This is a genomic window from Dyella sp. C9 (genome assembly GCF_003332825.1).
GTDB lineage: Bacteria > Pseudomonadota > Gammaproteobacteria > Xanthomonadales > Rhodanobacteraceae > Dyella.
Map to the genome: position 1 here is coordinate 292,891 of NZ_QIRF01000002.1, position 24,795 is coordinate 317,685.

Below are 24,795 nucleotides of genomic sequence, written 5' to 3' on the forward strand. Positions count from 1 at the left end.
GTCGGTGGGATACTGGCGCGCATGAATCTCCCTGATGCCCTGCTTTCGACGCTACGCCAGCACTTCCCGGAAGACACGCTGGCCACCGGGATGGCCGAGCGCCTTGCCTATGCGTACGACAACTCGCGCCGCAACGCGCTGCCCGACGCCGTGGTGTTTCCCACCACGCATGCACAGGTGGAAGCGCTGGTGCAGGCCTGTCGCGAGCATCGCGTGCCGGTGATCGGCCGGGGCCGCGGCACCAACACCACCGGTGCCACGGTGCCGGTGGATGGCGGCGTGGTGGTGAGCTTCGAGCGCATGAACCGCATCGTGCGGATCGATCCGGAAAACCGCCTGGCCGTGGTCGAGCCCGGCGTGCTCAATGGCGATCTACAGCAGGCGCTGAAACCGCACGGCTTCTTCTGGCCGCCCGATCCCACCTCGTCGCCCTGGTGCAGCATCGGCGGCAACCTGGCCTGCAACTCGGCCGGCCCGCGCACGGTGAAATACGGCAGCCCGCGCGAGAACACGCTGGGCCTGCGCGCCGTCGCCGGTACCGGCGAAGGCTTCCGTTGCGGCACGTATACCAGCAAGGGCGCCACGGGCTACGACCTGACCCGGCTGCTGATCGGCTCGGAAGGTACGCTGGCGCTGATCACCGAGGCCACGCTGAAGCTCACGCCCAAGCCATCCGGCCTGCGCACCATGCGCGCCACCTATCGTGACGTGAGCGCTGCCGCGCGCGCCGTGGCGCGCATCATGGCGCAGCCGGTGACGCCGTGCGCGCTGGAGTTCATCGACGACGTGGCGCTCAAGCTTGCGCGCGACCACGGCGGCGACAGCGTGCCGGTGGCCGGCGCCATGCTGATGATCGAAGTGGACGGCGAACCCGACACGCTGCCCAGCGCGGTGGAAGCGGTTTCGCGTGCGGCACGCGGCGAGGGGTTGGAAGACCTCAAGATCGCCCAGACCGCCGAGGAAACCCAGGCGCTGTGGTCGGCGCGCAAGGCGCTGTCGCCCGCGCAACGCACCATCTCGCCCAACAAGATCAACGAGGATGTGGTGGTGCCGGTGAGCCGCCTGCCCGAACTGGTCGATGGCATCAAGTTGCTGGCGAAGAAGCACGACGTGCTGATCGTGAGCTTCGGCCACGCCGGCAATGGCAACCTGCACGTGAACCTGCTGCCTCGCGACGAGGCCGAGCGCGAGCGGGCGCACGCCTGCCTGGCCGAAGTGTTCGCGCTGGTCATCTCACTGGACGGCACCCTGTCGGGCGAACACGGCATTGGCCTGGTAAAACGGGAATTCATGCCGCTGGCCCTGCAACCGACCACGCTGCACCTGATGCGCAACGTGAAGGTGGCCTTCGATCCCGAAGGCATCCTCAACCCCGGCAAGCTGCTGCCCTGAGGGATTTCCTGCAGGAGCGCACCCTGTGCGCGAAAGCCAGCGGCGCGTGGCTCCACGAGGCCTGCGATCGCGCGCAGGGTGCGCTCCTGCAGTGAGAGCCGGATGATGCCGAATGCCGCTTACACGGCGCGGCGGGCGAAAATCAGGTGCAGGCCGAAGGCCACAAACACGGCGCCGGCCAGGCCGTCGATCCAGCGCGAGAGCTTCAGATAACCACGGCGCATCGCCGGCAACGCGAACACACCCGCGACCAGGGTGAACCACAGCAAGGTCTCGGCGATCACCAAGGCCCACAGGCCCCAGCGGGCACCGGTGCTGACGCGGTCGCCAAGGAAGGCGGAGAACACACTGCCGAAATAGATCACCACCTTGGGATTGGAAAGGTTGGTGAGCAGGCCTGCACGCAGGGTGGCCCAGTCGCTCTGCTGCAGCACCGCGCGCGGCTCGCCCGCCGTGGCGGCCGGCGCACGCAGAGCGCCGCGCAGCATCTTCACGCCCATCCAGGCAAGGTAGAGACCACCAGCGATCGAGATCAGCCGCTCCAGCCAGGCCAACCGCTGCAGCAGCAGTTGCAGCCCGGCCAGCGCCAGCGCCGACCACACCACCACGCCCAGGGTGATGCCGACCACGCCGAACAGGGCCTGCCTGCGCGTGCGGCTCACGGCGGTCTGCGACACGAAGAAGAAGTCGGGACCGGGGCTCAGCAAGGCCACCAGGTGCACCACGGCAATGGTCAGGAACAGGCTCACAAAGATCTCCAAGGCCATGGAAGCGCAGGTTTTCGCGGCGGCGCAGCTTGTCGCCACCACGCTGGTTCCTCTAGGCTGCCGCTATTTTGACACGTCCGGGGACCCTTTCCCGGCCGCCAGGGGATCCACGGCTTGCGGGACAGGCCCGGCCACCGCCCGGTCTGACGCCTAGCGCGTGCATGTCTCCTTCCACCGCCAGAACCACAGAAAGACGCTGATGAGCCTCCGACTTCGCCTGATTGCAATGAACTTCCTGCAATTCTTCGTATGGGGGTCGTGGCTGCTCACCATCGGTGCCTACTGGTTCCAGACCAAGCACTGGTCGGGCGCCCAGTTCGGCGCGATCTTTTCCACGATGGGCATCGCTTCGCTGTTCATGCCCTCGATCGCCGGCGTCATCGCGGACAAGTACATCCACGCCGAAAAGCTCTACGGCATCTTCCACCTGTGCGGTGCGGTGATCCTGTTTTGCGTGCCGATGATCCAGTCGCCCGGCATGATGTTCTGGGTGATGTTGCTCAACATGATGTTCTACATGCCGACCATCTCGCTTTCCATCGCGGTGGCGTACAACGCGCTCAAGAGCGAGGGCAAGGACATCATCAAGGACTACCCGCCGATCCGCGTGTGGGGCACGGTGGGTTTCATCGCCGCCCTGTGGACGGTGAGCCTGATGCACCTGGAAACCTCGTCCGGCCAGTTCTACGTGGCCTCGGGCGCGGCGCTGCTGCTGGGCCTGTACGCGTTCACCCTGCCACCCTGCCCGCCTCGCTTCGAGCGCAAGGCGAACCAGTCGTGGCTGGACACCTTTGGCCTGACCTCGTTCAAGCTGTTCCGTGACGCGCGCATGGCGGTGTTCTTCATCTTCGCCATGCTGCTGGGCGCAGCGCTGCAGCTGACCAACGCCTACGGCGACACCTTCCTGCACGACTTCGCCAGGATGGACACGTACAAGGACCTGATCGCGGTGCGCTACCCCGCCATCATCATGTCCATCTCGCAGATCTCCGAAACGCTGTTCATCCTGGCCATCCCGTTCTTCCTGCGTCGCTTCGGCATCAAGACGGTGATGCTGATCAGCATGCTGGCGTGGACGCTGCGCTTTGGCCTGTTCGCCTATGGCGACCCGGGCCCGGGCCTGTGGATGATCGTGCTGTCGTGCATCGTCTACGGCATGGCCTTCGACTTCTTCAACATCTCAGGCTCCTTGTTCGTGGAAGGCCAGAGCGACCCGTCGATCCGCGCCAGTGCGCAGGGCCTGTTCATGCTGATGACCAACGGCATCGGCGCGGTGCTGGGCAGCTCCATCAGCGGCCTGGTGATCGAGGCGTTCTTCACCCATCCGGACCAGAGCAAGGACTGGCACGGCATCTGGATCACCTTCGCTACCTATTCGCTGGTGGTGGCGGTGCTGTTCATGCTGCTGTTCAAGCACAAGCACGACCGCGCCGCCCTCGAGGGCGCGGCCGTCGCCCACTGAGCTCAGTCGCCCGGAAGCAGGTGCTCCACCACCACCCGGCTGCGTGACGGGTCGAGATCACCGTGGTGGTCGAAGTGCAGCACCACCACCCAGTTGTAGACGTCCTCCGGCCACGACTTGCGGCCGGTGATGGCGCTGGCCTTGCCGCCGAGTGCATCGATCAGCTTGTCGATGTGGCCGTGGTGCCAGGCGATCAACACCACGTTGGCGTGGTTGTCCTTGCGCAGCGCGTCGGCCAGCGCATCCACCTGGTCATCCGCATAGGGCTGCTCGATCGGCAGGCCCAGGCGCTGGGAAAGCGGGGTCAGCGTCAGGCGCGGGCGCACGCTCTCCTTGCTGTCGCGGGTGGCGATCAGGCGTTCGGGCAACAGGCTGTCGCCGCCATCGCGCCACGGGTCAAAATAACTGGCGTAGGCCTGCGCGCGCTGTTCGCCGCGCGCACTGAGCCCACTGCCCGAGTCAGGCTTCTCGGCATGGCGCACGATCAGCACGGTGGCGTCGCGCAAGCCCTTGTCGCCCTTGTCGTCGTGATGCGCCAGCGCCAGCGCCGGCAGGCAGCAGCACAGAACCAGCAAAAACCGTCGTATAAACATGCGGATAGCCCCGTCTCAAGATGCCCGGACACTAGCGACTCCTTACTGGCGGCCAGGTGAACGGAACGTCGGCCTGCAGCAGCCCGCTACAATGATCGGATGAAGATCGGCCCTTACCTCATCGACCCGCCGGTGGTGCTTGCCCCGATGGCCGGCGTCACCGACAAGCCTTTTCGCCTGCTGTGCAAACGGCTGGGTGCCGGCTTGGCGGTGTCGGAGATGACCAACGCCGATCCCCGCCTGTGGAACACCCGCAAGTCGCTGCGCCGCATGGACCATCAGGGCGAACCCGAGCCGGTCAGCGTGCAGATTGCCGGCTACGACCCGGCCATGCTTGCTGAGGCGGCGCGCTACAACGCCGACAACGGCGCGCAGATCATCGACATCAACATGGGTTGTCCGGCCAAGAAGGTCTGCAACGTGTGGTCGGGTTCCGCGCTGCTGCAGGACGAGCCGCTGGTCGCACGCATCGTGAAGGCGGTGGTCGATGCGGTGGACGTGCCGGTGACGCTGAAGATCCGCACGGGCTGGGACCGGGCCAACAAGAACGCCCTGAACATCGCCAGGATCGCCGAGGATGCCGGCATCGCCGCGCTGGCCGTGCATGGCCGTACGCGTGCGGACAAGTACGAGGGTCAGGCGGAGTACGAAACCATCGCCGCGGTGAAGGCCTCGATCACGATTCCCGTGCTCGCCAACGGCGACGTGCTGACGCCGCAGCAGGCCAGGCATGTGCTTGAGGCGACGGGTGCCGATGCGGTGATGGTCGGACGCGGCGCGCAGGGGCGGCCGTGGATCTTCCGCGAGATCGCGCACTACCTCGCCACCGGCGAAACCCTGGCCGAGCCCACGCCCGCCGAAGTATGCGAGATCCTGGTGCATCACCTGGAGCAGCTCTACGCATTCTACGGCGAGCTGCAGGGCGTGCGCATCGCGCGCAAGCACCTGGGCTGGTACGCCAAGGATCGCGCGGAGAATGCCGCGTTCCGCCACGTGGTCAATCGCGCGGAAAGCCCGGTCGAGCAGTTGCAGCTGACCCGCGAGTACTTCGCCGCGCTTGCGGACGACGCCCGCCTCGCCGCCTGAACCCGCGTCGCAAGCCCTTGCGCGGCGCTCTGCGGCATCATCGTGGCTCCGCTGTCCGCCGCTGATGTCATGCTCCGTCGCCGCACCACGCATCACCTGCATCGCTGGCTGGTTCGCCTCGGCGGCATGGCGTTGCTTGCTTCGACACTGCTGCTGGCCGGTTGCCAGGCCACGCTGTTCGCCGGCCTCAACGCCACCGACCAGCACCACAACATTACCCAGCAGCACGGCATCGTGTTCGATCCGCAGCACGATCTGGCGCTGGACACCTACGCACCCGCGCATGCCGAGCATGCCCCGGTGGTGGTGTTCTTCTACGGCGGCAGCTGGACGCACGGCGAGCGCGCCTGGTACCGCTTCGTCGGCACCGCGCTGGCGGCGCGCGGTGTGGTGGTGGTGATTCCCGACTATCGCAAGGTGCCCGGGGTGCGCCTCGACGGCTTCATGCAGGACGCCGCCAGTGCGGTGGCCTGGGCGCACGATCACGCCGCCGAACTCGGCGGCGCCCCTGACGACGTGTTCGTGATGGGACACTCCGCTGGCGGCCAGATCGCCGCCCTGCTCGCCACCGACCCCAGCTGGCTGGGGTTGCACGGCCTGCGCCCGGCTGAACTCGCCGGCTTCATCGGCCTGGCCGGCTGCTATGCCTTCGTGCCCATCACCGATGCCCGCGACCAGGACATGCGCGACGCCTTCGGCAACAGCGTCGCCCAGCAGCGTCGCGCGGAACCGGTCTCCCATGTGCGCGGCGCCGAGCCGCCGATGCTGTTGCTACACGGTATCGACGACGACGAGGTGCCGCCTTCCAACGCGATCGCTCTCGACCAGGCGCTACGCTCCCACGGCGAGGACGTGACGCTGCGGCTGTATCCCGGCCTGGGGCACGAATCGCTGCTGTTCGGCTTCTCGCGCCCGCTGCGCGGCGATGCGCCCACGCTGCTGGACGTGCTCGATTTCATCCAGGACCATCCGGCCGCCCGGCCGCTCGTGCAGCAGCACGCACCGGCACCCTGATCGCGACTTTCCATCGACGTAGTCCGGCGTATCGTGTAGCTGCTGGGTTTCGCAAGCGAAAGGCAGCGCACGGCATGTGAACAGCATCGTCACCGGCGAGTTCCCTTACATCCACGGCTTCTCCTCCGAGGAGCAGTCTCGGCTGATGCGCCAGGCGCGCATGTTCGAAACCAAGCTGTTCAGCCGCATCGACTACAGCGAGGCGACGCGCCTGCTCGAAGTGGGCTGTGGCGTGGGCGCACAGACCGAGATCCTGCTGCGGCGCTTTCCCAACCTGCACGTCACCGGGGTGGATCGCTCGACCGCGCAGCTCTCAGCCGCCGAGCAGAATCTGGCCGAAACGGCCTGGTGCAGCGCGCGCTACACCTTGCAACAGGCCGACGCCACCGACCTGCCGTTCGCCGATCGCAGCTTCGATGCAGCCTACCTGTGCTGGGTGCTGGAGCACATGCCCAGCCCGGCGCGGGTGCTGAGCGAGCTGCGTCGCGTGCTGAGTCCCGGCGCGGTGGTCTACGTGACCGAGGTGCTCAATGCCTCGTTCTTCCTCGACCCGTACTCGCCCCACCTGCTGCGCTATTGGATGGCCTTCAACGATCACCAGTACGACAGCGGCGGCGACCCTTTCATTGGTGCCAAGCTGGGCAACCTGCTGCTGGCCGGTGGTTACCGCGACGTGCAGACCGAGGTGAAGAGCTTCCACCTCGACAACCGCCAGCCCGGCAAGCGCAAGCAGATGATCGAGTTCTGGGAGGAACTGCTGCTTTCGGCCGCCGACCAGCTGGTCGCCACGGGCGCAGTGGACACCGCCACGGTCGAAGGCATGCGCCATGAGCTGCAGGCCGTGCGCAACGATCCGAATGCGGTGTTCTTCTTCGCCTTCGTGCAGGCGCGGGCCACGGTTTACTGAAAGCCTGGCCGTTTACTGCGCCGGCGAATCCGCCACGAAACCATGCGCGGCCAGCACCGGCGTCAGCGCAGCGATCCACAGCGCATAACCGGCAGGCGTCATGTGCAGTCCGTCGGCCCGGAACAGTTCCGGGCGCGGCTTGCCGTTCGCATCGAGCATCGGCGGCGTGACGTCGACGAAACCCACGTTCTTCTGGGTGGCGGCCCAGGCACGGATCCTCTCGTTGGCCTGCTGCATGGTGGGCCACAGGGACAGGCGCGCGATGCTCGGCTTGATCGAGATGTAGACGATGGGCACGCCGGGCACGCCTTGGCGGGCGCGCGCGATGAACGCCTGGAACGCGGCCAGTACCTGGTCCGCGCCGGCCCCTTCGTTGATGTCGTTCTCACCGGCGTACATCACGATCAGCCGCGGCTTGTACGGCCACACGATGCGATCGGCGAAATAGGTGGAGTCGGTGAGGTCCGAACCGCCAAAGCCGCGGTTGATCACCGGGATGCCCGGGAAATCCTGGGCCAGCGACTTCCAGAAGTTGATCGACGAGCTGCCGATGAACAGCACGCCGCCCGGCGCGGGCGGGTGCGTCCGGTCGGCGGTGACGAAGGCATCGATGGACGGTTGCCAGTGGGCGGGGCCGCCGTCCGCGCGGGCGCCGAACGACAACGCGCCCAGCAACAACATGGTGGCCAGGGCCCGCCAGTTCAGGTGTTTCATCCCGGTCATACCTCGACATCCGCCAGAGGGGAGTCCGGATTATGTCTGCCATGGCAGGCATGACCAAAGGGTGGGAAGCCGGATGGCGGCCGTCACTGCTTGCAGGCGACTCATCCCGGCAGGCCCGCCGTTCGTCACCATCGCCTTGCCTCGACGGGGCATGGGCGCAGACTGCCACCTCTCATTCAAGGACAGAGGACAGCTCGCATGCGTCGTCGCCAATTGCTCAAGGCCGCCATGGCCATGCCCCTGCTGCCCTGGCTGGCCAGCGCTCCCCTGCAGGCGCTGGCCGCACGCGCCCCCGGCAGCGCGATTCGCCTCGGCCATGCGCGGGTGCGCCCGGGCGATCCAGGCTGGCCCAGCGACGCCGAATGGCAGCGCCTGGCACAGGCCGTCGGCGGCCGGCTGCAGCGCCTGCGCTCCCCCTTCGAGGGCTGCGCCAGCCACGATGCCGCCTGCGAGGAGGCCCTCGCGCAGATCAAGAATCCCTATTACCTGGGCGACCAGCCGGCCCTGACCCAGACCAGCGGCTGGGTCGATGCCTGGACCTCGCGGCCCAGTGTCTACGCGGTCGCCGCGGAGAACAGCAGTGACGTGGTGGCCGCCGTGAACTTCGCCCGCCAGCATCACCTGCGCCTGGTGGTGAAAGGCGGCGGACACAGCTACCAGGGCACCTCCGACGCGCCCGATTCGCTGCTGGTGTGGACCCGCCACATGAATGCGATCACCCTGCATGACGCCTTTGTGGCCCAGGGTTGCGAGGGCGTGCAGGCGCCACTGCCGGCGGTTTCCGTGCAGGCCGGCGCGATGTGGATCGACGCCTATGATGCCGTGACCACCCGCGCCGGGCGTTATGTGCAAGGCGGCGGCTGCACCACCGTCGGTGTCGCTGGCCTGGTGCAGAGCGGCGGCTTCGGCAGCTTTTCCAAGAATTTCGGCAGCGTCAGCAGCAACCTGCTGGAAGCGGAAGTGGTGACCGCCGACGGCCGTGTCCGCGTGGTCAATCCGCGGCAGGAGCCGGAGCTGTTCTGGGCCCTCAAGGGCGGCGGAGGCGGCAGCCTGGGCGTAGTGACGCGACTGACCCTGCGCACCCATGAACTGCCCGCCACCTTTGGCGCGGTGTTCGGCGCCATCCACGCCAATACCGACGAGGCCTACCGCGCCCTGATCGTCCAGGCCATGCGCTTCTATCGCGAGGCGTTGTTCAACCCGCACTGGGGCGAGCAACTGGTGTTCCGCGGCGACAACACGCTGCGCCTGTCGATGGTGTTCCAGGGGCTGGACCAGGCCACCGCGGAGCACACCTGGGCGCCCTTCCTCGACTGGGTGCGCGCCCGCAAGGACTGCCATTTCAAGGAAGAACCCCGGGTGATCGCCCTGCCTGCGCGCCATTTCTGGGACGCGGATTTCTTCCGCCAGCACGCCCCCCAGCTCATCGTGGCCGACGGCCGTCCTCATGCTCCGCGCAACCACGTGCTGTGGGCTGGCGATCAGGGCCAGGTCGGGCAGTTCATCCACGGCTACCGTTCGGGCTGGCTGCCGCAATCGCTGTTGGACCCGGCTCGCCTAAACGACCTGGCCGACGCCCTGTTCGCCGCCACCCGCCACTGGGGGCTGTCGCTGCACTTCAACAAGGGATTGGCCGGAGCGCCACCCGAAGCGTTGGCCCGATCCCGCGATACCGCCACCCATCCGGGTGTGCTGGATGCGTTCGCGCTGGTGATCATCGGCGGCGAGGGCGATCCGGCCTTCCCCGGCATGCCCGGGCCCGGCCCCGACCTGGCCCAGGCCCGTGACGAGGCCGCGCGCATCGACCAATCGATGGAGGCACTGCTGAAGGTGGCTCCCGACGCAGGCTCCTACGTCTCGGAGAGCAATTATTTCGAGCGGGACTGGCAGCGCTCGTTCTGGGGCACGAACTACCCCCGCCTCGCCGCCGCCAAGCGCCGCTACGACCGGGACGGCCTGTTCTTCGTGCGCCACGGCGTGGGCAGCGAGGACTGGAGCGAGGATGGTTTCACCCGCATCACCCGGGCCGGCTGACCGGCCCGCCGCGGGCCACTGCGACCCGACTGCGCTATGCTCCGCCCGCGCTGGCGACCTCGAGGTCGCCGGAAATCAGCCCGTGGCCGCCCTTTTCAGGGGCCCGCAAAGCCACCCAAACGGCTGAATCGGGATGAAATCGTCATGTCCGGCCCCCATGCTGAGGCTGCAAAGCGGGGGTGGGGCGTGTATCATGCGCCACCCCCTTTCATCTTTCTATCCGTAAGGAAGGATATAACCCGCGATGAGCAACTTCCTCTTCACCTCCGAGTCGGTCTCCGAAGGCCATCCGGACAAAGTCGCCGACCAGATCTCCGATGCCGTCCTCGATGCGATCATCGCGCAGGATCCGCGTGCGCGCGTGGCCTGCGAAACGATGGTGAAGACGGGCGTGGCGATCGTCGCCGGTGAAATCACCACCAGCGCCTGGATCGATCTGGAAGCGCTGACCCGCAAGGTCATCACCGACATCGGCTACGACTCCTCGGACGTCGGCTTCGACGGCGAGACCTGCGGCGTGCTGAACCTGATCGGTAAGCAGTCGCCCGACATCAACCAGGGCGTGGACCGCAAGAAGCCGGAAGAACAGGGCGCTGGCGACCAGGGCCTGATGTTCGGCTACGCCACCAACGAGACGAAGGACTACATGCCGGCGGCGATCTACTACTCGCACCGTCTGGTGGAGCAGCAGGCCAAGGTCCGCAAGAAGAAGAACTCGCCGCTGCCGTGGCTGCGTCCGGACGCCAAGAGCCAGGTCACCCTGCGCTATGAAGACGGCGTGGCCACCGCCATCGACGCCGTGGTGCTGTCGACCCAGCACGACCCGAGCGTGAAGCAGAAGGACCTCATCGAGGCCGTGCGCGAGCACATCCTCAAGCCGGTGCTGCCGGCCAAGCTGCTGCACAAGGGCACCAAGTTCCACATCAACCCGACCGGCAAGTTCGTGATCGGCGGCCCGGTGGGCGACTGCGGCCTGACCGGCCGCAAGATCATCGTCGACACCTACGGCGGCTGGGCCCGCCACGGTGGTGGCGCGTTCTCGGGCAAGGATCCGTCCAAGGTGGACCGTTCGGCCGCCTACGCCGCCCGCTACGTGGCCAAGAACATCGTGGCCGCCGGCATCGCCGACCGCTGCGAAGTGCAGGTGAGCTACGCCATCGGCGTGGCCGAGCCGACCTCCATCTCGGTCACCACCTTCGGCACCGGCAAGATCGCCGACGAGAAGATCGAGAAGCTGATCCGCAAGCACTTCGACCTGCGCCCGTACGGCATCATCAAGATGCTCGACCTGGTACACCCGATGTACCAGCAGACCGCCAGCTACGGTCACTTCGGCCGCACCCCGCAGGAAGTGAAGGGTCCGGACGGCAAGACCTACACCACGTTCTCGTGGGAAAAGACCGACAAGGCCGAGGCGCTGCGCGCCGATGCCAAGCTGAAGTAAGCGACCCGCTTGCCCAGCACGAAGAACGGGCCGCTCACGCGGCCCGTTTTTTTTGGCTGGATGCGGGCCTGACACCGGCATGGGTATCCACGGGTGACATCCACGCCCCACTCGCCGGGCACAAGGCGGCCTCACCGCCTCGCGAACGCATCATTGGCTCCGCGTCACCGGGCAAAGTGATCAACCGTCCGGCATGAAAAAAGCCCCGTCCCATGACAGGACGAGGCTTCGCTGCAGGCGACGCGAAGCGCTCAGGGCTGCTTCGGCGGCACCGTGTTGGCGCGCGCCGTGGTGGTCTTCTTGGCGGCGCTGCTGTTGCTGGAACGCTTGGCCGGCGCAGCCGGGCACTTGGTGCCCTTGCGCGGTGTGCACGAGGCATTGGTGGCGACGGTGCCTACCTTGCCGCGACGATGATGGCGACGCGAGGCCGGAACGGTCTCCGCCTCGGCCGTGCTGATCGGCGACAGCGCCGACAGCACGCGCTGGGTCGCGCCGCCGCCGGCCGGCACGCCGGCCGCCTGGGCCACCAGGGCCGCCGGGGTCTCCTGGTCCTCGAAACCATCGTCCAGCAGGCGCGCCATCAGGCGATCGCGTGAGGCGGCGGTGCGACCGCCCAGCACCACGCTGAAGAGGCGCTGGCCATCACGCACGGCGGTGGACGCGAGGTTGAAGCCCGAGGCGTTGGTGAAGCCGGTCTTCAGGCCATCCATGCCCGGGTACTTGTCCATCAGGTTGTTGTGCCCGCGCACCAGGCGACCGCGGAACATGAATTCCTTGGTGGAGAAGTAGTGCGCGTACTGCGGGTAGTCGTGATACAGCGCCATGGCCAGCTTGGACATGTCGCGCGCGGTGGTGGTGTCGTTGGGGTCCGGCAGGCCAGAGGCGTTGGCGAAGTGCGTGTTGGTCATGCCCAGGCGCAGCGCCTGTGCATTCATCGCCTCGACGAATTCGCCCTCGCTGCCACCCAGGCCTTCGGCCATCACGGTGGCGGCGTCGTTGGCTGACTTGGTGATCATGCCGAGGATGCAGTCCTCGACGGTGATGGTCTGGCCCTTGCGCAGGTCGAGCTTGGTGGGCGCCTTGGCGGCGGCCCATGCCGACACCGGCAGCTCCTGCTCGAGCTTGAGCTTGCCGCCCTGCAGCGCCTGGAAGGCCAGGTACAGGGTCATCATCTTGGCCAGCGAGGCCGGATGGTTCTGCTCGTCCGGATTGACCGCGGTGATCACCTGGCCGTCGGCCTCGTTGATCACGATGGCCGCGTAGCCCGCGTGGGCCACGTCGATGGTGCTGCCCAGGCCGCAAAGTGCCAGCACTGCAAGCAGGCTTCGACGCCAGATTGCACCCCGGCCCGGTGATTTGGACTTGATGGCCACCCCGTTTCCTCGCTTCCGGCTCGCCGCTCAATACCGCGTTGCACCAACCTCTAGTGCAACCCACCTGTAGCGGGCATAGACAATACTTGAATTAGCCAAGATAAGTCCATGTTTTTATGGACGATAAAATACCAACGGCGCCCAGGGCGCCGTTTTTACGTAAATTTCACCGTGAAGGTTTTGTCTACGATGCAAGGCAGTGTGCCCGCAAATTGCTGAAGGTGGAAGAGTTTTGTCCAGTCGGAACAACAACTTTTTGCCCTCAAGAAAAGCCTGCGCCTGCCGGGGGCGCAGCGGCCTGACCAGCCCTTCGCCTACAATGGCTGGATGTCCCTGATCCAACTCCAGCGCGTCGACTTCAGCATCGGCGGCCCCCTCCTGCTCGAACATGTCGACCTCTCCATCGAGGCGAACGAGCGCGTGTGCATCGTCGGTCGCAACGGCGAAGGCAAATCCACCCTGATGAAGCTGATCGCCGGCGAGTTGAAGCCCGACGATGGCGAAGTGCGCGTGCAGAACGGCGTGGTCGTTGCGCGCATGGCGCAGGAAGTGCCGCAGGGCACCGCGGGTAGCGTCTTCGACGTGGTCGCCGAAGGCCTCGGCGACCTCGGCCAGTTGCTTGCGCGCTATCACCATCTGCTCGGCGAAGGCGATCTCGACGCGCTGGGCGAGGTGCAGTCGCAGATCGAGGCACGCCACGGCTGGGATCTAGACCGCCGCGTAAGCGACGTGATCGAGCGACTGGAATTGCCCGCCGACACCGACTTCGCCGCGCTGTCGGGCGGCATGAAGCGCCGCGTGCTGCTGGCGCAGGCGCTGGTGCGCAAGCCCGACGTGCTGTTGCTGGACGAGCCCACCAACCATCTGGACATCGAGGCGATCGGCTGGCTCGAATCCTTCCTGCGCCAGTTCGAAGGCAGCATCGTGTTCGTCACCCACGATCGAAGCTTCCTGCGCGCACTCGCCACGCGCATCGTGGAAATCGACCGCGGCCAGCTCACCGACTGGCCGGGCGACTACGACAACTACCTGCGTCGCCGCGAAGAGCGCCTGCATGCCGAAGCACAGGCCAACGCGCTGTTCGACAAGAAGCTGGCACAGGAAGAAGTGTGGATCCGCCAGGGCATCAAGGCCCGCCGCACGCGCAACGAAGGCCGCGTGCGCGCCTTGAAAGCCTTGCGCGTGGAGCGCGCGCAGCGCCGCGAACTTTCGGGCAACGTGAAGATGACGCTGGCCAACGCGCAGGCGTCGGGAAAGAAGGTGATCGATCTCGAGCACGTGCACCAGGGCTATGGCGGGCGCGTGCTGATCGACAACCTCAGCACCGCCCTCATGCGCGGCGACCGTGTCGGCATCATCGGCCCCAACGGTGCCGGGAAGAGCACCCTGCTGAAGATCATGCTGGGCGAACTCAAGCCCGAGCGCGGCCACGCCACGCTGGGCACCGGCATCCAGATCGCCTACTTCGACCAGCATCGCGTGCAGCTCAACGACGAGCTCAACGCGTTGGACAACGTGGCCGAAGGCCGCGAATACATCGAGCTCAACGGCAGTCGCAAGCACATCATCGGCTACCTGCAGGACTTCCTGTTCTCGCCGGAGCGCGCCCGCGCACCGATCACGCGGCTGTCCGGCGGTGAACGCAACCGCCTGCTGCTGGCCAAGCTGTTCGCGCAGCCGTCCAACCTGCTGGTGATGGACGAACCCACCAACGACCTGGACGTGGAGACGCTGGAGCTGCTGGAAGAACTGCTCACCGAATACCAGGGCACCCTGCTGCTGGTTTCGCACGATCGCGCCTTCCTCGACAACGTGGTGTCCAGCACGCTGGTGCTGGAAGGCGACGGCAAGGTCGGTGAATACGTGGGCGGCTACAGCGACTGGCTGCGCCAGCGCCCTGCCCCCAACGCGGCTGCCGCCAAGCCCCAGGAGGCGAAGCCCACCGCGGCGCCGGCAGTCGCCGCACCGGTCGAAGCAAAGAAGAAGCTGAGCTACAAGGATGCACGCGAACTCGAACAGCTGCCCGCGCGCATCGAAGCGCTGGAAGCGGACATCGCCGCGCGCACCGAGGCGATGAACGATCCGGACTTCTTCCGCCAGGACAACGCCGCCGTGATGAAGGCGAACGAGGCGCTGGCCAAGCTGCAGACGGAACTGGATTCGGCCTACGCCCGCTGGTCCGAACTGGACGGCTGATCGTTGACCGTGCACGGCAGCCACAGGCGCGCCAGCGCGCCGCTGCCGTGTGCTCGCGAGCCCAGTGTCACCCCACCTTCGTGGGCTTCGGCAATCTGCCGGGTCAGCGCCAGCCCGATACCGGAACCGCCCGGCTTGGTGGTGAAGAACGGCACGAACAGGTTGTCACTGGTCGGCAACCCCGGGCCATCGTCCTCCACCTCGATCACTGCCTGGCTGCCCTCGCGTCGCCAGCGCACGTACACCGAGCCCGCTGGCGCGGCCTCCACCGCGTTGCGCATCAGGTTGATCAAGGCCTGTTCGAGCTGATCCGGGTCGGCCTGCGTCCACAGCACCTCGCCCTGCTCCACCTGCAGCGCAAGCCGTTGTTCCAGCCGCGCGGCCTTGCGCACGAGTTCACCCAGCTCGACCGGCCGCAGCTGCGGCGCGGGCAGTCGCGCCAGCCGGCTGTAGCTGGCCAGGAAGCGACCCAGCGAATCGGCGCGATGTGCGATGAGCTCCACACCCCCCTGGAAATCCACGCGCCAATCGTCGGGCATGGGATCACGCGCCAGGAGCGAGGCCAGCGTGCCCGCCATCGAACGGATCGGCGCCAGCGAGTTGTTCAATTCGTGGCCGAGCACGCGCAGCAGGCGCTGCCAGGCCTGGCGTTCTTCCTCGCGCAGGACGCGACCCAGGTCGTTGATCACCAGCAGCTGCCCGCCGCGACCGCCGCTGCGCAGCGGCGCATGGCGCACTTCGTAGCGGCCTGCACCTCCGGCAAAGCGGTGGTTGATGACGCGCAGGGTGGGCGGTGCCAGCCATTCGCCCAACCCGAGTGCTTCTGCGCCGCGACCGAACAAGTCATCGCGTGCACGCCCCAGCAGTCGCTGGCCGGCCGGATTCACCAGGCGCAACCTGCCTGCCCCGTCGAACGCGAACACGGCGCTGTCCAGCGCCGCCAAGGTCTTGCCCAGCAGGTGCGAGGATTCCTCGAAGGCGAGGCGCTCGTGCTGCAGTCGTTCGGCCAGCGCGTTGATGTCGTAGATCACATCGCCCAGCACGCCGCCCTGCACCCCACGCAGGCTGTAGTCGCCCTCGCGCAAGGCCTCCAGCAAACCCGATAGCGTGTACAGCGGATAGCTGACGCGCCGCACCTGCCATCGCGCCAGCAATACGGTGAGCAACAGCGCTGCGCCCCACAGGGCCAGCCGCGACTGCATTCCGGTAAGCGGGATGCCCAGCATCAGGCCCAGCGCCAACCACGCAGGCAACGCCACCAGCAGGCTGCCCCAGCCGACGCGCCGCTCGAATCGCGGCAGGCGCGCGCTGCGCGCTGGATCAGTCGAGCCCGGACTCATCGACCGCATCACGAAGATCGTGTTTTTCCAGGCGCCGGTACAACGACTGGCGCGTGATGCCCAACGCATCGGCGGCGCGCTGCAGGTTGCCCTGGTGGCGTTGCAGCGCGCGCCTGACCAGCCAGCCTTCGGCCTGCTCCAGGGTCATGCCGCCGACATCCGGCGCGGACTCCGGCGCCGTGCCGAAGGCCAGCGCGGAGGCACTCACCTGGTCGCTGTCGGCCAGCAGCGCGGCGCGCTCCATCAAGTGCTGCAACTCGCGCACGTTGCCCGGCCACGCCCACGCCAGCAGGGAGCGCTCCGCCGACGGCGCCAGCCGCAGCGTCGCGCGTCCATAGCGCTGGGCGCTGCGCGCGAGGAACTGGCGAGCCAGCGGCAGGATGTCCTCACCACGCTCGCGCAACGGCGGCAAATGGATTTCCAGCGTGTTGAGGCGGTAGAGCAGATCCTTGCGGAAGCGCCCGGCCGCGACCTCGGCCGACAGGTCGGCGTTGGTGGCCGAGACCAGCCGCACATCCACGCGCTGGGTGCGCGAGGAACCAAGCCGCTCGAACTCGCCATCCTCCAGCACACGCAGCAATTTGGGCTGCTGCGAGGCAGGCACGTTGCCCACCTCGTCCAGGAACAACGTACCGCCATCGGCCAGCTCGAAGCGCCCGATGCGCTCGCCCTTGGCGTCGGTATAGGCGCCACGCACGTGGCCGAACATCTCCGACTCGAACACGCTCTCGGCAATGCCGCCCATGTTCACCTTGACCAGCGAACGCTGTGCACGCGCGGACAGCCGGTGAATGCGCTGGGCGACAACGCCCTTGCCGGTACCGTTCTCGCCGAGCACCAGCACGTTGGCGTCGCTCGGCGCCACGCGATCCACCAGCGATGCCACGCGACGCATCGCGGGCGACTCGGCGATGAAACCATCGCCCTGCTCGCCCCGAAGCAAGGCGTTTTCCGCCTCCAGCCGGCGTTGGCGACGCGCGCCGTCGCGTAGCGCGACCTGGGCGCGCAACACCGCCAGCAGGCGCGCGTTGTCCCACGGCTTCTCCACGAAATCGGCGGCGCCGCGACGCATGGCTTCCACCGTCAACGGCACATTGCCCCACGCCGTCATCACCACCACCGGCAGCTCCGGTGCCTGCTGGCGCAGGCGTTCGAGCAACAGCAGCCCCTCTTCGCCGGAGGTGGTGTCGCGCTGGTAATTGCAGTCGATCAGCGCACAGGCAAAATCCTGGCGCCGTACGGCGTCCACCGCCGCATCGGGATCGGCGACGCCCACGCTGGCCAGGCCTTCGGACTTGAGCAACAGGCGCAGCGCCTCGCGCACATCGGCCTGGTCGTCGGCCAGCAGGATGATCGGAGCGGTTTCGCGTGCCATCGGCGGTTCCATCCGGCGAGTGTAGCGGTCACTCATCACGCAACGCGATGGCCGGATCAACCCGCAGCGCCCGGCGCAGTGGCTGCAACGCCGCCAGCGCCGACACCAGGATCACCAGCACGGCCACCGGGACGAATACGGCCGGGTCATGCGCCCGCGTGCGCAGGACCGGATCGGCGAGCACGCCCGACCACGGCAAGGCCAGCAGCACGCCCAGCGACAGGCCGATGCCGAGCTGCCAGGCCAGCTGGCGTCCCGCATCGCGCAGGATCGCCGCGTGACCGGCACCAATGGCGCGACGGATACCGATCTCGCGCGTGCGCTGCGCCACGGAGAACGCGAGCACGCCGTACAACCCTGCCGCCGCCAGCAGCAGCGCCACCAGGCCCAGCGTGGCGAATACCTGGGTCAGCACGGCCAGCCCCACGCGGCTCTTCGCCATGCTGCGTGCCTGGCTCAGCGTGCCGTGCACCGCTGCCTGCGGATCGATACTGCGCACCACCCCGATCAGGCGTCGTGCGAATACCTGCGCATCGATGGGCGTGCGTATCGCCACGCCTACGCTGGCCAGCGGCGACTGCTTTGCCGATTGCGCCAGCGGCATCAGCAGGCCCGGCAAGGGACGCTCCAGCATGCCATCCAGTTGCAGGGGTTCGATCACGCCGACCACGGTGACCGTGCGTGCCCACGCGTTACCCGGATACAGCACCAGCGACTGCCCCACCGCCTCGGCCCCGGGCCAGAAGGCCTGCGCCATCTTGCGGTCGATCACCACTACCGCCGCGGTATCGGCGCGATCGCGCGCATCGATGAAGCGCCCGGCCAGCAGGCGCACGCCATAGGTGGAGAGGAAATGCCCGTCCACGATACCCATCTGCGCCCTTGGCCAGCCCGTGTTCGGGTGCGGCTGGCCCGGCAAGGCCACGTACTCGTGGCTGCCGAGCACCGCGCTGGGCACGGTATTGGATGCCGTCGCCTCGGTCACGCCTGCCTCCACGCGCAGCCGTTCGACCAGGGTTTCGAAGAACTGGATGCGCTGTTCGTCGCTCGTGTACAGGCCCGGCGGTAGCGCCACCTGCGCGGTCAACACCTGGCTGGCATGGCTTGCACCCACCGGCGGCTGCACCAGCAGGGCATCGAGCGCTCGCACGAAGGTGCCTGCACCGACCAGCAGCACCACGGTCAGCGCCACCTCGGCCACCACCATCACGCGGGCGAAGCGGGCGAAGCCGCCGCCGCTGCCACGCGTGCCCTCGCGCAGATTGGCCTGCAGGTCGTCGCCGGTGGCGCGCCAGGCGGGAATGCCGCCGGCCAGCGCCGTGCAGGCCAAGGCCATGGCCAGCGCAAACGCGAGCACGCCGCCATCGATGCCGAACTGATGCAGGTGCGCGGAACCCGGCGCGTTCTCGAAATACATCGACACGATCCAGCGCTGACCGGCGAGCACGATGGGCAGCGCCACGGCCAGCGCGGCCAGGCTGAGCAACGCCGCCTCCATCAGAGCACGCAGCACGAGGCGTGCGCGCGTGCTGCCCAGCGCGCTGCGCAAGGCCAGTTCCCGGCTGCGTTGCAGGCTCTGCACCAGTTGCAGGTTGGCCACGTTGAGGCAGGCCAGCAACAGCACCAGGCTGCCTGCGCCGAACATGAGCCACACCCAGCGGCGCATGTCCTCGGGCACGAAACTCAACGCCAGCGGCTTCACCGTCAATGCCTGCACATGCCACGCCGATGGCAACAGCTGCCGCAGTTCGTCGTTGCGCGCCGCGAGCTCGGCGCGCGCCGCCGCCAAACCTTCCGGCGCACGCAGCCTGCCCACCCCCGACAGCTCGCGGTGCTCGCCAGGCAACAGGCGCAACGGCATCCACAGCTCGACCTCGCTGGGAAAGCCGAACGATGTCGGCATCACGCCCACCACCGTGACCCACGCGCCATCGATGCGCACGGCACGCCCGACCACATGCGGATCGGCCTGGAACGCGCGGCGCCACAGGCTCTCGCCGAGCAAAGCCACCCGTCCGGTACTGGCGTCCTGGTCGGCCGCGACCAACGGACGACCCAGCAGCGGCTTCACCGCGAGCAGGTCCAGCAGGGATGCGCTGAGCTCGGCCGCATTCACATAGATGGCCCCGCCATCACCCAGCACACTGACGCCGGAGGACGCGTACGCGCCCAGGCCATCGAGCTGACCCAGCCCATCCTGCAGGCGCAGGTACTGGTCGCTGTCGATGCTGCCGATGCCGTTGTCCGCCACCTGTCCGATCGCCACCAGCCGGTCTCCCTGGGGAAACGGCAGCGGCTCCAGCACCAGCGTGTGCACCAGGCTGAACAGGAATACCACCACGCCCAGGCCCACGCCCAGAACCGACACCGACAGCGCGGCATAACCGGGGCGCCGCACCAGCCGGCGCCATGCACCAAGACATTCATGCAGGATCATCGCTCACTCCCCCCGCAGTGCGCGCATCGGCTGCACGCGGCCAGCACGCATCGCCGGTAGAAAACAGGCCAGCAAGCCGGTGGCAGACAGCACCGCGCACACGCCCGCTACCACCAGTGGATCGAAGCTGCTGCTTCGTCCCAGCAGGACCAGCAGCATCGACAGCGAGCGTGACGCGGCCAACATGACGCCCACGCCTAGCACCAGGCCCACGCCCACCTGGATCAGGCCCGTGCGCAACACCAACCGCACCAATCGCGAAGGATGCGCCCCCAGCGCGGCCCGTACGCCAAACTCGCGCTCGCGCGCCGCCACCGCCACTGCCATCACCGCATAGAGGCCCGCCACCGCGAGCAGCAGTGCAAGCGTGGCGAAGATGCCGGTCAGCAGCATGCCGAGCCGCGCACTGGCCGTCGTCTGCTCGACGATACTGCGCATGCTGCGCACATGTGCCACCGGCTGCTCGGGCGCAATATCGGCCACGGCCTTGCGCAGCTCTCCGCGCCAGTCGGCCGGAAGGCCGTGGCCACGCAAGGCGAAACGCAAGGGCTCCAGTTCGCGGAAGATCGCCAAGACCGCTTCGGGTACCTGGGCCAGCGGCGCGTAAACCATCATTTCGCGCGGCTGCAACGGGCCCTTCTGATAGGTCTGGCCGACCACGCCCACGATGCGCGCCTGCCACGCCACATCGTCATCGCCTGCCAGCGCGATCGTCCTGCCGAGCGCATGGCCGCCATAGTAGGTGTCGGCCAGATCCTGGCTGACCACGGCCACCGGCTCGCCGCCGCGCACGTCCTCGCGCGTGATGACCCGCCCTTCCTTCAGGGCGATGGCGAACAGCTGGAAGAAGTCGGCACCCACGCCGTGGTACTGCGCCTGGAATTCCTTGCCTTCCGGCGTGCGATCCGTGGTGTTGAACTGCTCGAATGTGTCGGCGCTGACCGGGAGATTGGTGGTCACCGCCACATCGGTGACGCCAGGTATCTCGCGCATGCGCTCCACCAGCCGCAGCGCCAGGTTTTGCACCGAGGCGGCATCGGGATAGGTCGCCTTCACCGGCGCCAATTCGAAGGTAAGGATGTTGTCGACCGCGAAACCAAGCCGGAGCTCCGAGGCGTCATACAAGGCGTGCATGAACACGCCGGCGGCGCACAGCAGGATCGTTGCCAGCGCCACCTGCGCTACCACCAGCACGCGGCCGAATCGGCCGGTGAGCACGCCCATGCTGCTGCGCCCGCCTTCGCGCAGCTCATCGACCGTCGTCCCGCTGCGACTGCGCCACAGGCTGAGCAACGCCGCCAGCACGGCGCCCGCCAAGCCGATGGCAAAGGCCAGCACCCAGGCCGCCGCTCCCATACGCAAGGGCTCGCCCCGCAGCCACTCCACGGGAATGAATGTCTGTAGCGCGGCCAGCCCCGTCACGGCGAGCGCCTTGCCCAGCAAGGCACCGCCGCCTCCCACCAACAGGCCTTCGCCCAAGGCGGGCAACATCAGCCGCAACAGTGGCGCACCCAGTGCACTGCGCACGGCGACATCATGGTTGCGCGACAGGGCGCGCAGCAGCATCAGGTTGGTGAGGTTGACCAGCGCGATCAGCAGCACCAGCAGCGCGCTGGCGAGGAACAACAGCATCATGGGACGCGACCCGCGATGCTGTACCGAGGCCAGCTCCACGGCGCCGAACCAGGGACGCGTCCAGTCGCCGCCCATGGCCATCTCCCGGTACATCGCACGCTCGCGCCCATCGACCTGGGCCGCCACCGCGCCAAGGCTGGCGCCATCGGCAAGACGCGCAATCGCCATGTGGCCGTTGTGGCTGTAGTCGCGACTGACCTCCGGCAAGGCCAGTGGAAGCACGACGTCACCCGCGCCGACCACGCCGTTGAAGCTCGCCGGCAATACGCCGACGATGGCATACGTGCTGCCTTCGACCTGCATGGAGCGGCCGATCACGCCGGCATCGCCACCGTAACGGCGCTGCCACAGATCGTGTCCCAGCAGGACGGCCTTCGGGCCCCCGGGATGATCCTCCTGCTCGTTGAAGTTGCGGCCCAGCACCGGCTGCAGGCCCAGGGTGGGCAACAGCTGCCGATCGATGTAGATCGCCGGCAGCTGTTCCGGCGTGCCGCCCCCGGCGATGTTCACCACCGAACCCGCGCGCTCCAGTCCCTGCGAGCTCACGCCATCGAGCCCACGCAGGTATTGGAATTCGTGTGGCGAGATCCCGCCGACCTCGCCGTTCCAGATCCGGCCCAGCACCACCAGTTGCTGCGGCTTGGGTGCGGGCAACGGCTTCAACAAGGTGTTGTCGATCAACGCGAACACTGCCACGCTGGCACCGATGCCCAGCGCCAGCACGCCCGTGGCCAGCAACAGAAAACCCGGGCGACGCAGACTGGCGCGCCAGGCACGCCAGATCTCGGCCAGCCACACGTTCATGCGCCAACCTCGACGGACCTGCCGATCAACGCATCCAGCCGCTGCTCATCCTCGCGCCGCAACCGGTCGAAGGTCTCCTCGTCGACCACGCGGCCATCGAACAGCCGCACCTTGCGCTGGGCCAGCTCGGCGTAGCGCGCATCATGGGTGACCATGCAGATGGTGGCGCCGCCGCGATGCAGTTCGTCCAGCAAGGCCATCACGGCCTCGCCGTTGCGGGAATCGAGGTTGCCGGTGGGTTCGTCGGCCAGCAGGATCGCCGGCCGCCCGACCAGTGCTCGGGCCACCGCCACGCGCTGCTGCTGGCCACCTGACAGCTGGGCCGGGTAGTGGCGCATGCGATGGGCCATGCCCACGCGCTCCAGCGACTCCTGCACCCGCTGCTGGCGCTCCGCCTTGCCTAGCCCACCGCGATAGGTCAGCGGCAATTCCACGTTCTCCTGCACGCTGAGGTCACCGATCAGGTTGAAGGCCTGGAAGATGAAGCCGATCTCCGCATTGCGGATGCGCGCGCGGTGCGCCGCGCCCAGCCCGGCGACGTCATGGCCGTTGAGCACATAACTGCCCGCGCTGGCAGTATCGAGCAGGCCGAGGATCGACAGCAGGGTGGTCTTGCCACAACCCGAGGGCCCGGAGATCGACACGTACTCGCCACGCGCGACGGCCAGGTGCACCTCGCTGAGCGCATGCGTCTCCACTTCGTCGGTCTGGAATACCTTGCGGATGCCGGTGAGGGTGATCACGTTGTCTGCTGCTGCCACGTTGAAGCTCCTTGTAAGGGTCACCGCACCCGGATGCGGTCGTATTTATCCCATGCCGAGGTGTCCGACAGGATCACCTGGTCGCCGGCCGCGAGTCCGCGCAACACCTGGATGCGGTCGACGGAGGCCACGCCCACCTGTACCGGCACGCGTACGGCCACGCCACTGGCCGGATCGAGACGGAACAGCGACACCGCGCTGTCGCCCTGCGCCTGCGCCGGCCGGCCCACCGACAAGGCATCGTTGAGGCGCGCCAGCAGGATGCGTCCATCGACCGAAAGATCAGGCCGCGCACCGGAAGGCAACGCGCCCTGCAGGCCCACATCCACCTGCACGCTGCCGTCGCGCACGGACGGATCGATGCGCTCGACCCGTCCGTTCACCACGCCGTTGTGCGTGTCCACGTTTACCGGCATGCCGATAGCGACGTCCTTGGCCTGAACTTCGGGCACGCGCAGGCGGGCCAGCAACAGCTCGGGCTTGGCCACACGGGCCAGGCTCGCGCCTTCAGCCACCTGCGCGCCTTCCTGCACCGCCACTTCCTGCAGCACGCCGGCCACTCCCGCACACACCTTGAGGTTGTCGGCCTGGCGCTGGCGTAGTTCCAGGTTGCTGCGCTGCTGCTGCAGGCGTGCGTCCACCGCGGATTGCTGCGCGTGCATGCTCGCTTCGAAGGCGGCCACGCGCTGCTGGTTGATCTCCACCCGGTATTTGAGTTGCACCAGCGCGATCTGGCCTTGCTCGTACAGCACGTGGGGAATCAGGTGCTGGGCATCCGCCTTGCCGTCGGCCACCGCCTTGACCTCGGCCGCCGCATACTCGGACTGCGCCTGCGCCAGCTGGGCCTTCTGGTCCAGCCACTGCGACTGCAGTTCCGCGCGCTTGGCCTGCACGTCGGCCTCGGCCGCCGTCACCTGTGCCTGCGCATTGCGCAGCGCGTCTTCGACGCTGGGGTTGGACAGTTCCATCAGCACGGTGTCCGGCTGCACCTGCGCACCCGGCCAGACCAGGATGTGCTCGACCTGGGCCGCGGTGCTCGCCGCCAGCCAACGGAATTGGCGAGGCACCAGCACGCCGGTCGCGCGCACTTCGCGCAGCATGGGGCCGCGCTGCACCGTATCGATCCACAGGCTGCCGCGCTCCGCCTCGGGAAGCGCGGGCCCCAGCCGCGCCAGTGCCAGCGCCGCCAACAGCGTGGTCGCGAGCGCACCGCCGGCCAGCCACCAGAGGCGGCGTCGACGACGCAGTTTGAGTTGAGGGTTGGCGATATCCATGCACGGGTTATCGCAATCCCCATGCCAACCGCGCCATCCAAGTGGCATCAATCACTTAGGCCCGCGATGGCTTTCGGATGGGCCCGCGCCCCATCCGAAAGCGGACGCCGCTGTCCGCTCCCGTACAGCCGGCAGCAGGCCCCGGGGATCTATGCCCGAGGAACGACCCATGTAGGAG

The 24,795-nt window shown here is 67.5% G+C and carries 18 protein-coding genes; 8 read left to right on the forward strand and 10 right to left on the reverse strand.

What is annotated here, in order from left to right; translation table 11 throughout:
• Positions 1-21: 21 nt before the first annotated feature.
• Positions 22-1,392: an FAD-binding oxidoreductase gene (locus tag DVU99_RS03665; RefSeq protein WP_114238839.1), complete on the forward strand. Its 1,371-nt coding sequence runs from the start codon at positions 22-24 to the stop codon at positions 1,390-1,392.
• Positions 1,393-1,511: 119 nt separating this feature from the next.
• Here the strand turns inward: DVU99_RS03665 and rhtC are convergent, their stop codons facing one another.
• Positions 1,512-2,141, reverse strand: coding sequence for a threonine export protein RhtC (rhtC, locus tag DVU99_RS03670; RefSeq protein ID WP_232823430.1), 630 nt, complete (start codon positions 2,139-2,141; stop codon positions 1,512-1,514).
• A gap of 217 nt (positions 2,142-2,358) precedes the next feature.
• Between rhtC and DVU99_RS03675 the strand changes: the two genes are divergently transcribed.
• Positions 2,359-3,621 carry a nucleoside permease gene (locus DVU99_RS03675; RefSeq protein WP_114238841.1) on the forward strand — a complete coding sequence of 421 codons (1,263 nt, stop codon included), beginning with the start codon at positions 2,359-2,361 and terminating at the stop codon, positions 3,619-3,621.
• 2 nt (positions 3,622-3,623) lie between these two features.
• On the opposite strand, the gene DVU99_RS03680 is transcribed toward DVU99_RS03675, so the two are convergent.
• The gene (locus DVU99_RS03680; RefSeq protein WP_114238842.1) at positions 3,624-4,214 is read right to left on the reverse strand and encodes a flagellar basal body-associated protein FliL; all 591 of its coding nucleotides are present in this window, start codon (positions 4,212-4,214) and stop codon (positions 3,624-3,626) included.
• 99 nt (positions 4,215-4,313) lie between these two features.
• Between DVU99_RS03680 and dusB the strand changes: the two genes are divergently transcribed.
• The 3 genes from dusB (at position 4,314) to DVU99_RS03695 (ending at position 7,221) form a co-directional block, all read left to right on the forward strand.
• Positions 4,314-5,300, forward strand: coding sequence for a tRNA dihydrouridine synthase DusB (gene dusB / locus DVU99_RS03685; RefSeq protein WP_114238843.1), 987 nt, complete (start codon positions 4,314-4,316; stop codon positions 5,298-5,300).
• 69 nt (positions 5,301-5,369) lie between these two features.
• Positions 5,370-6,314: an alpha/beta hydrolase gene (locus DVU99_RS03690; protein ID WP_232823431.1), complete on the forward strand. Its 945-nt coding sequence runs from the start codon at positions 5,370-5,372 to the stop codon at positions 6,312-6,314.
• 85 nt (positions 6,315-6,399) lie between these two features.
• Positions 6,400-7,221 (forward strand): class I SAM-dependent methyltransferase, encoded by an 822-nt coding sequence (locus DVU99_RS03695; protein ID WP_114239054.1) that lies wholly within the window; start codon positions 6,400-6,402, stop codon positions 7,219-7,221.
• Between the two features lie 12 nt (positions 7,222-7,233).
• Here DVU99_RS03695 and DVU99_RS03700 read toward each other — a convergent pair whose 3' ends face one another.
• A complete protein-coding gene (locus DVU99_RS03700) occupies positions 7,234-7,935 on the reverse strand; it encodes an SGNH/GDSL hydrolase family protein (protein WP_114238844.1) in 702 nt (233 codons plus the stop codon).
• Positions 7,936-8,142: 207 nt separating this feature from the next.
• Between DVU99_RS03700 and DVU99_RS03705 the strand changes: the two genes are divergently transcribed.
• Together DVU99_RS03705 and metK are read left to right on the forward strand one after the other, a co-directional pair.
• Positions 8,143-9,978 (forward strand): FAD-binding oxidoreductase, encoded by a 1,836-nt coding sequence (locus DVU99_RS03705; protein ID WP_114238845.1) that lies wholly within the window; start codon positions 8,143-8,145, stop codon positions 9,976-9,978.
• Between the two features lie 244 nt (positions 9,979-10,222).
• Positions 10,223-11,422, forward strand: a complete 1,200-nt coding sequence (gene metK / locus DVU99_RS03710) for a methionine adenosyltransferase (protein WP_114238846.1) — start codon at positions 10,223-10,225, stop codon at positions 11,420-11,422.
• 251 nt (positions 11,423-11,673) lie between these two features.
• On the opposite strand, the gene DVU99_RS03715 is transcribed toward metK, so the two are convergent.
• Positions 11,674-12,795, reverse strand: a complete 1,122-nt coding sequence (locus DVU99_RS03715; RefSeq protein WP_114238847.1) for a D-alanyl-D-alanine carboxypeptidase family protein — start codon at positions 12,793-12,795, stop codon at positions 11,674-11,676.
• A gap of 327 nt (positions 12,796-13,122) precedes the next feature.
• Here DVU99_RS03715 and DVU99_RS03720 point away from each other — a divergent pair, with 327 nt between their 5' ends.
• Positions 13,123-14,991 (forward strand): ATP-binding cassette domain-containing protein, encoded by a 1,869-nt coding sequence (locus DVU99_RS03720; RefSeq protein ID WP_114238848.1) that lies wholly within the window; start codon positions 13,123-13,125, stop codon positions 14,989-14,991.
• On the opposite strand, the gene DVU99_RS03725 is transcribed toward DVU99_RS03720, so the two are convergent.
• Genes DVU99_RS03725 through DVU99_RS03750 form a run of 6 tightly spaced genes read right to left on the reverse strand, consistent with a single transcriptional unit; the run spans position 14,961 to position 24,617 of the window.
• Entirely contained in the window at positions 14,961-16,331 is a 1,371-nt protein-coding gene (locus DVU99_RS03725) for a PAS domain-containing sensor histidine kinase (RefSeq protein ID WP_114238849.1), read from the reverse strand. The two genes, DVU99_RS03720 and DVU99_RS03725, sit on opposite strands and share 31 nt — an antisense overlap.
• Positions 16,312-17,706 (reverse strand): sigma-54 dependent transcriptional regulator, encoded by a 1,395-nt coding sequence (locus DVU99_RS03730; RefSeq protein WP_232823432.1) that lies wholly within the window; start codon positions 17,704-17,706, stop codon positions 16,312-16,314. The genes DVU99_RS03725 and DVU99_RS03730 overlap by 20 nt, the downstream gene beginning before the upstream one ends.
• A gap of 28 nt (positions 17,707-17,734) precedes the next feature.
• On the reverse strand, positions 17,735-20,143 hold the full coding sequence (locus DVU99_RS03735) for an ABC transporter permease (protein WP_114238851.1): 2,409 nt from the start codon (positions 20,141-20,143) through the stop codon (positions 17,735-17,737).
• 3 nt (positions 20,144-20,146) lie between these two features.
• Positions 20,147-22,582 carry an ADOP family duplicated permease gene (locus DVU99_RS03740; protein WP_114238852.1) on the reverse strand — a complete coding sequence of 812 codons (2,436 nt, stop codon included), beginning with the start codon at positions 22,580-22,582 and terminating at the stop codon, positions 20,147-20,149.
• Positions 22,579-23,343, reverse strand: a complete 765-nt coding sequence (locus DVU99_RS03745; RefSeq protein WP_114238853.1) for an ABC transporter ATP-binding protein — start codon at positions 23,341-23,343, stop codon at positions 22,579-22,581. The genes DVU99_RS03740 and DVU99_RS03745 overlap by 4 nt, the downstream gene beginning before the upstream one ends.
• 20 nt (positions 23,344-23,363) lie before the next feature.
• Positions 23,364-24,617, reverse strand: a complete 1,254-nt coding sequence (locus DVU99_RS03750; RefSeq protein ID WP_114238854.1) for an efflux RND transporter periplasmic adaptor subunit — start codon at positions 24,615-24,617, stop codon at positions 23,364-23,366.
• Positions 24,618-24,795: the final 178 nt, after the last annotated feature.

Bases quoted from the DNA above. Each gene is read 5' to 3' on its own strand.
- DVU99_RS03665 (WP_114238839.1), top strand. From the start codon at position 22: ATGAATCTCCCTGATGCCCTGCTTTCGACGCTACGCCAGCACTTCCCG.
- DVU99_RS03675 (WP_114238841.1), top strand. From the start codon at position 2,359: ATGAGCCTCCGACTTCGCCTGATTGCAATGAACTTCCTGCAATTCTTC.
- DVU99_RS03680 (WP_114238842.1), bottom strand. From the start codon at position 4,214: ATGTTTATACGACGGTTTTTGCTGGTTCTGTGCTGCTGCCTGCCGGCG.
- dusB (WP_114238843.1), top strand. From the start codon at position 4,314: ATGAAGATCGGCCCTTACCTCATCGACCCGCCGGTGGTGCTTGCCCCG.
- DVU99_RS03690 (WP_232823431.1), top strand. From the start codon at position 5,370: ATGCTCCGTCGCCGCACCACGCATCACCTGCATCGCTGGCTGGTTCGC.
- DVU99_RS03700 (WP_114238844.1), bottom strand. From the start codon at position 7,935: ATGAAACACCTGAACTGGCGGGCCCTGGCCACCATGTTGTTGCTGGGC.
- DVU99_RS03705 (WP_114238845.1), top strand. From the start codon at position 8,143: ATGCGTCGTCGCCAATTGCTCAAGGCCGCCATGGCCATGCCCCTGCTG.
- metK (WP_114238846.1), top strand. From the start codon at position 10,223: ATGAGCAACTTCCTCTTCACCTCCGAGTCGGTCTCCGAAGGCCATCCG.
- DVU99_RS03720 (WP_114238848.1), top strand. From the start codon at position 13,123: ATGTCCCTGATCCAACTCCAGCGCGTCGACTTCAGCATCGGCGGCCCC.
- DVU99_RS03725 (WP_114238849.1), bottom strand. From the start codon at position 16,331: ATGAGTCCGGGCTCGACTGATCCAGCGCGCAGCGCGCGCCTGCCGCGA.
- DVU99_RS03730 (WP_232823432.1), bottom strand. From the start codon at position 17,706: ATGGCACGCGAAACCGCTCCGATCATCCTGCTGGCCGACGACCAGGCC.
- DVU99_RS03735 (WP_114238851.1), bottom strand. From the start codon at position 20,143: ATGATCCTGCATGAATGTCTTGGTGCATGGCGCCGGCTGGTGCGGCGC.
- DVU99_RS03740 (WP_114238852.1), bottom strand. From the start codon at position 22,582: ATGAACGTGTGGCTGGCCGAGATCTGGCGTGCCTGGCGCGCCAGTCTG.
- DVU99_RS03750 (WP_114238854.1), bottom strand. From the start codon at position 24,617: ATGGATATCGCCAACCCTCAACTCAAACTGCGTCGTCGACGCCGCCTC.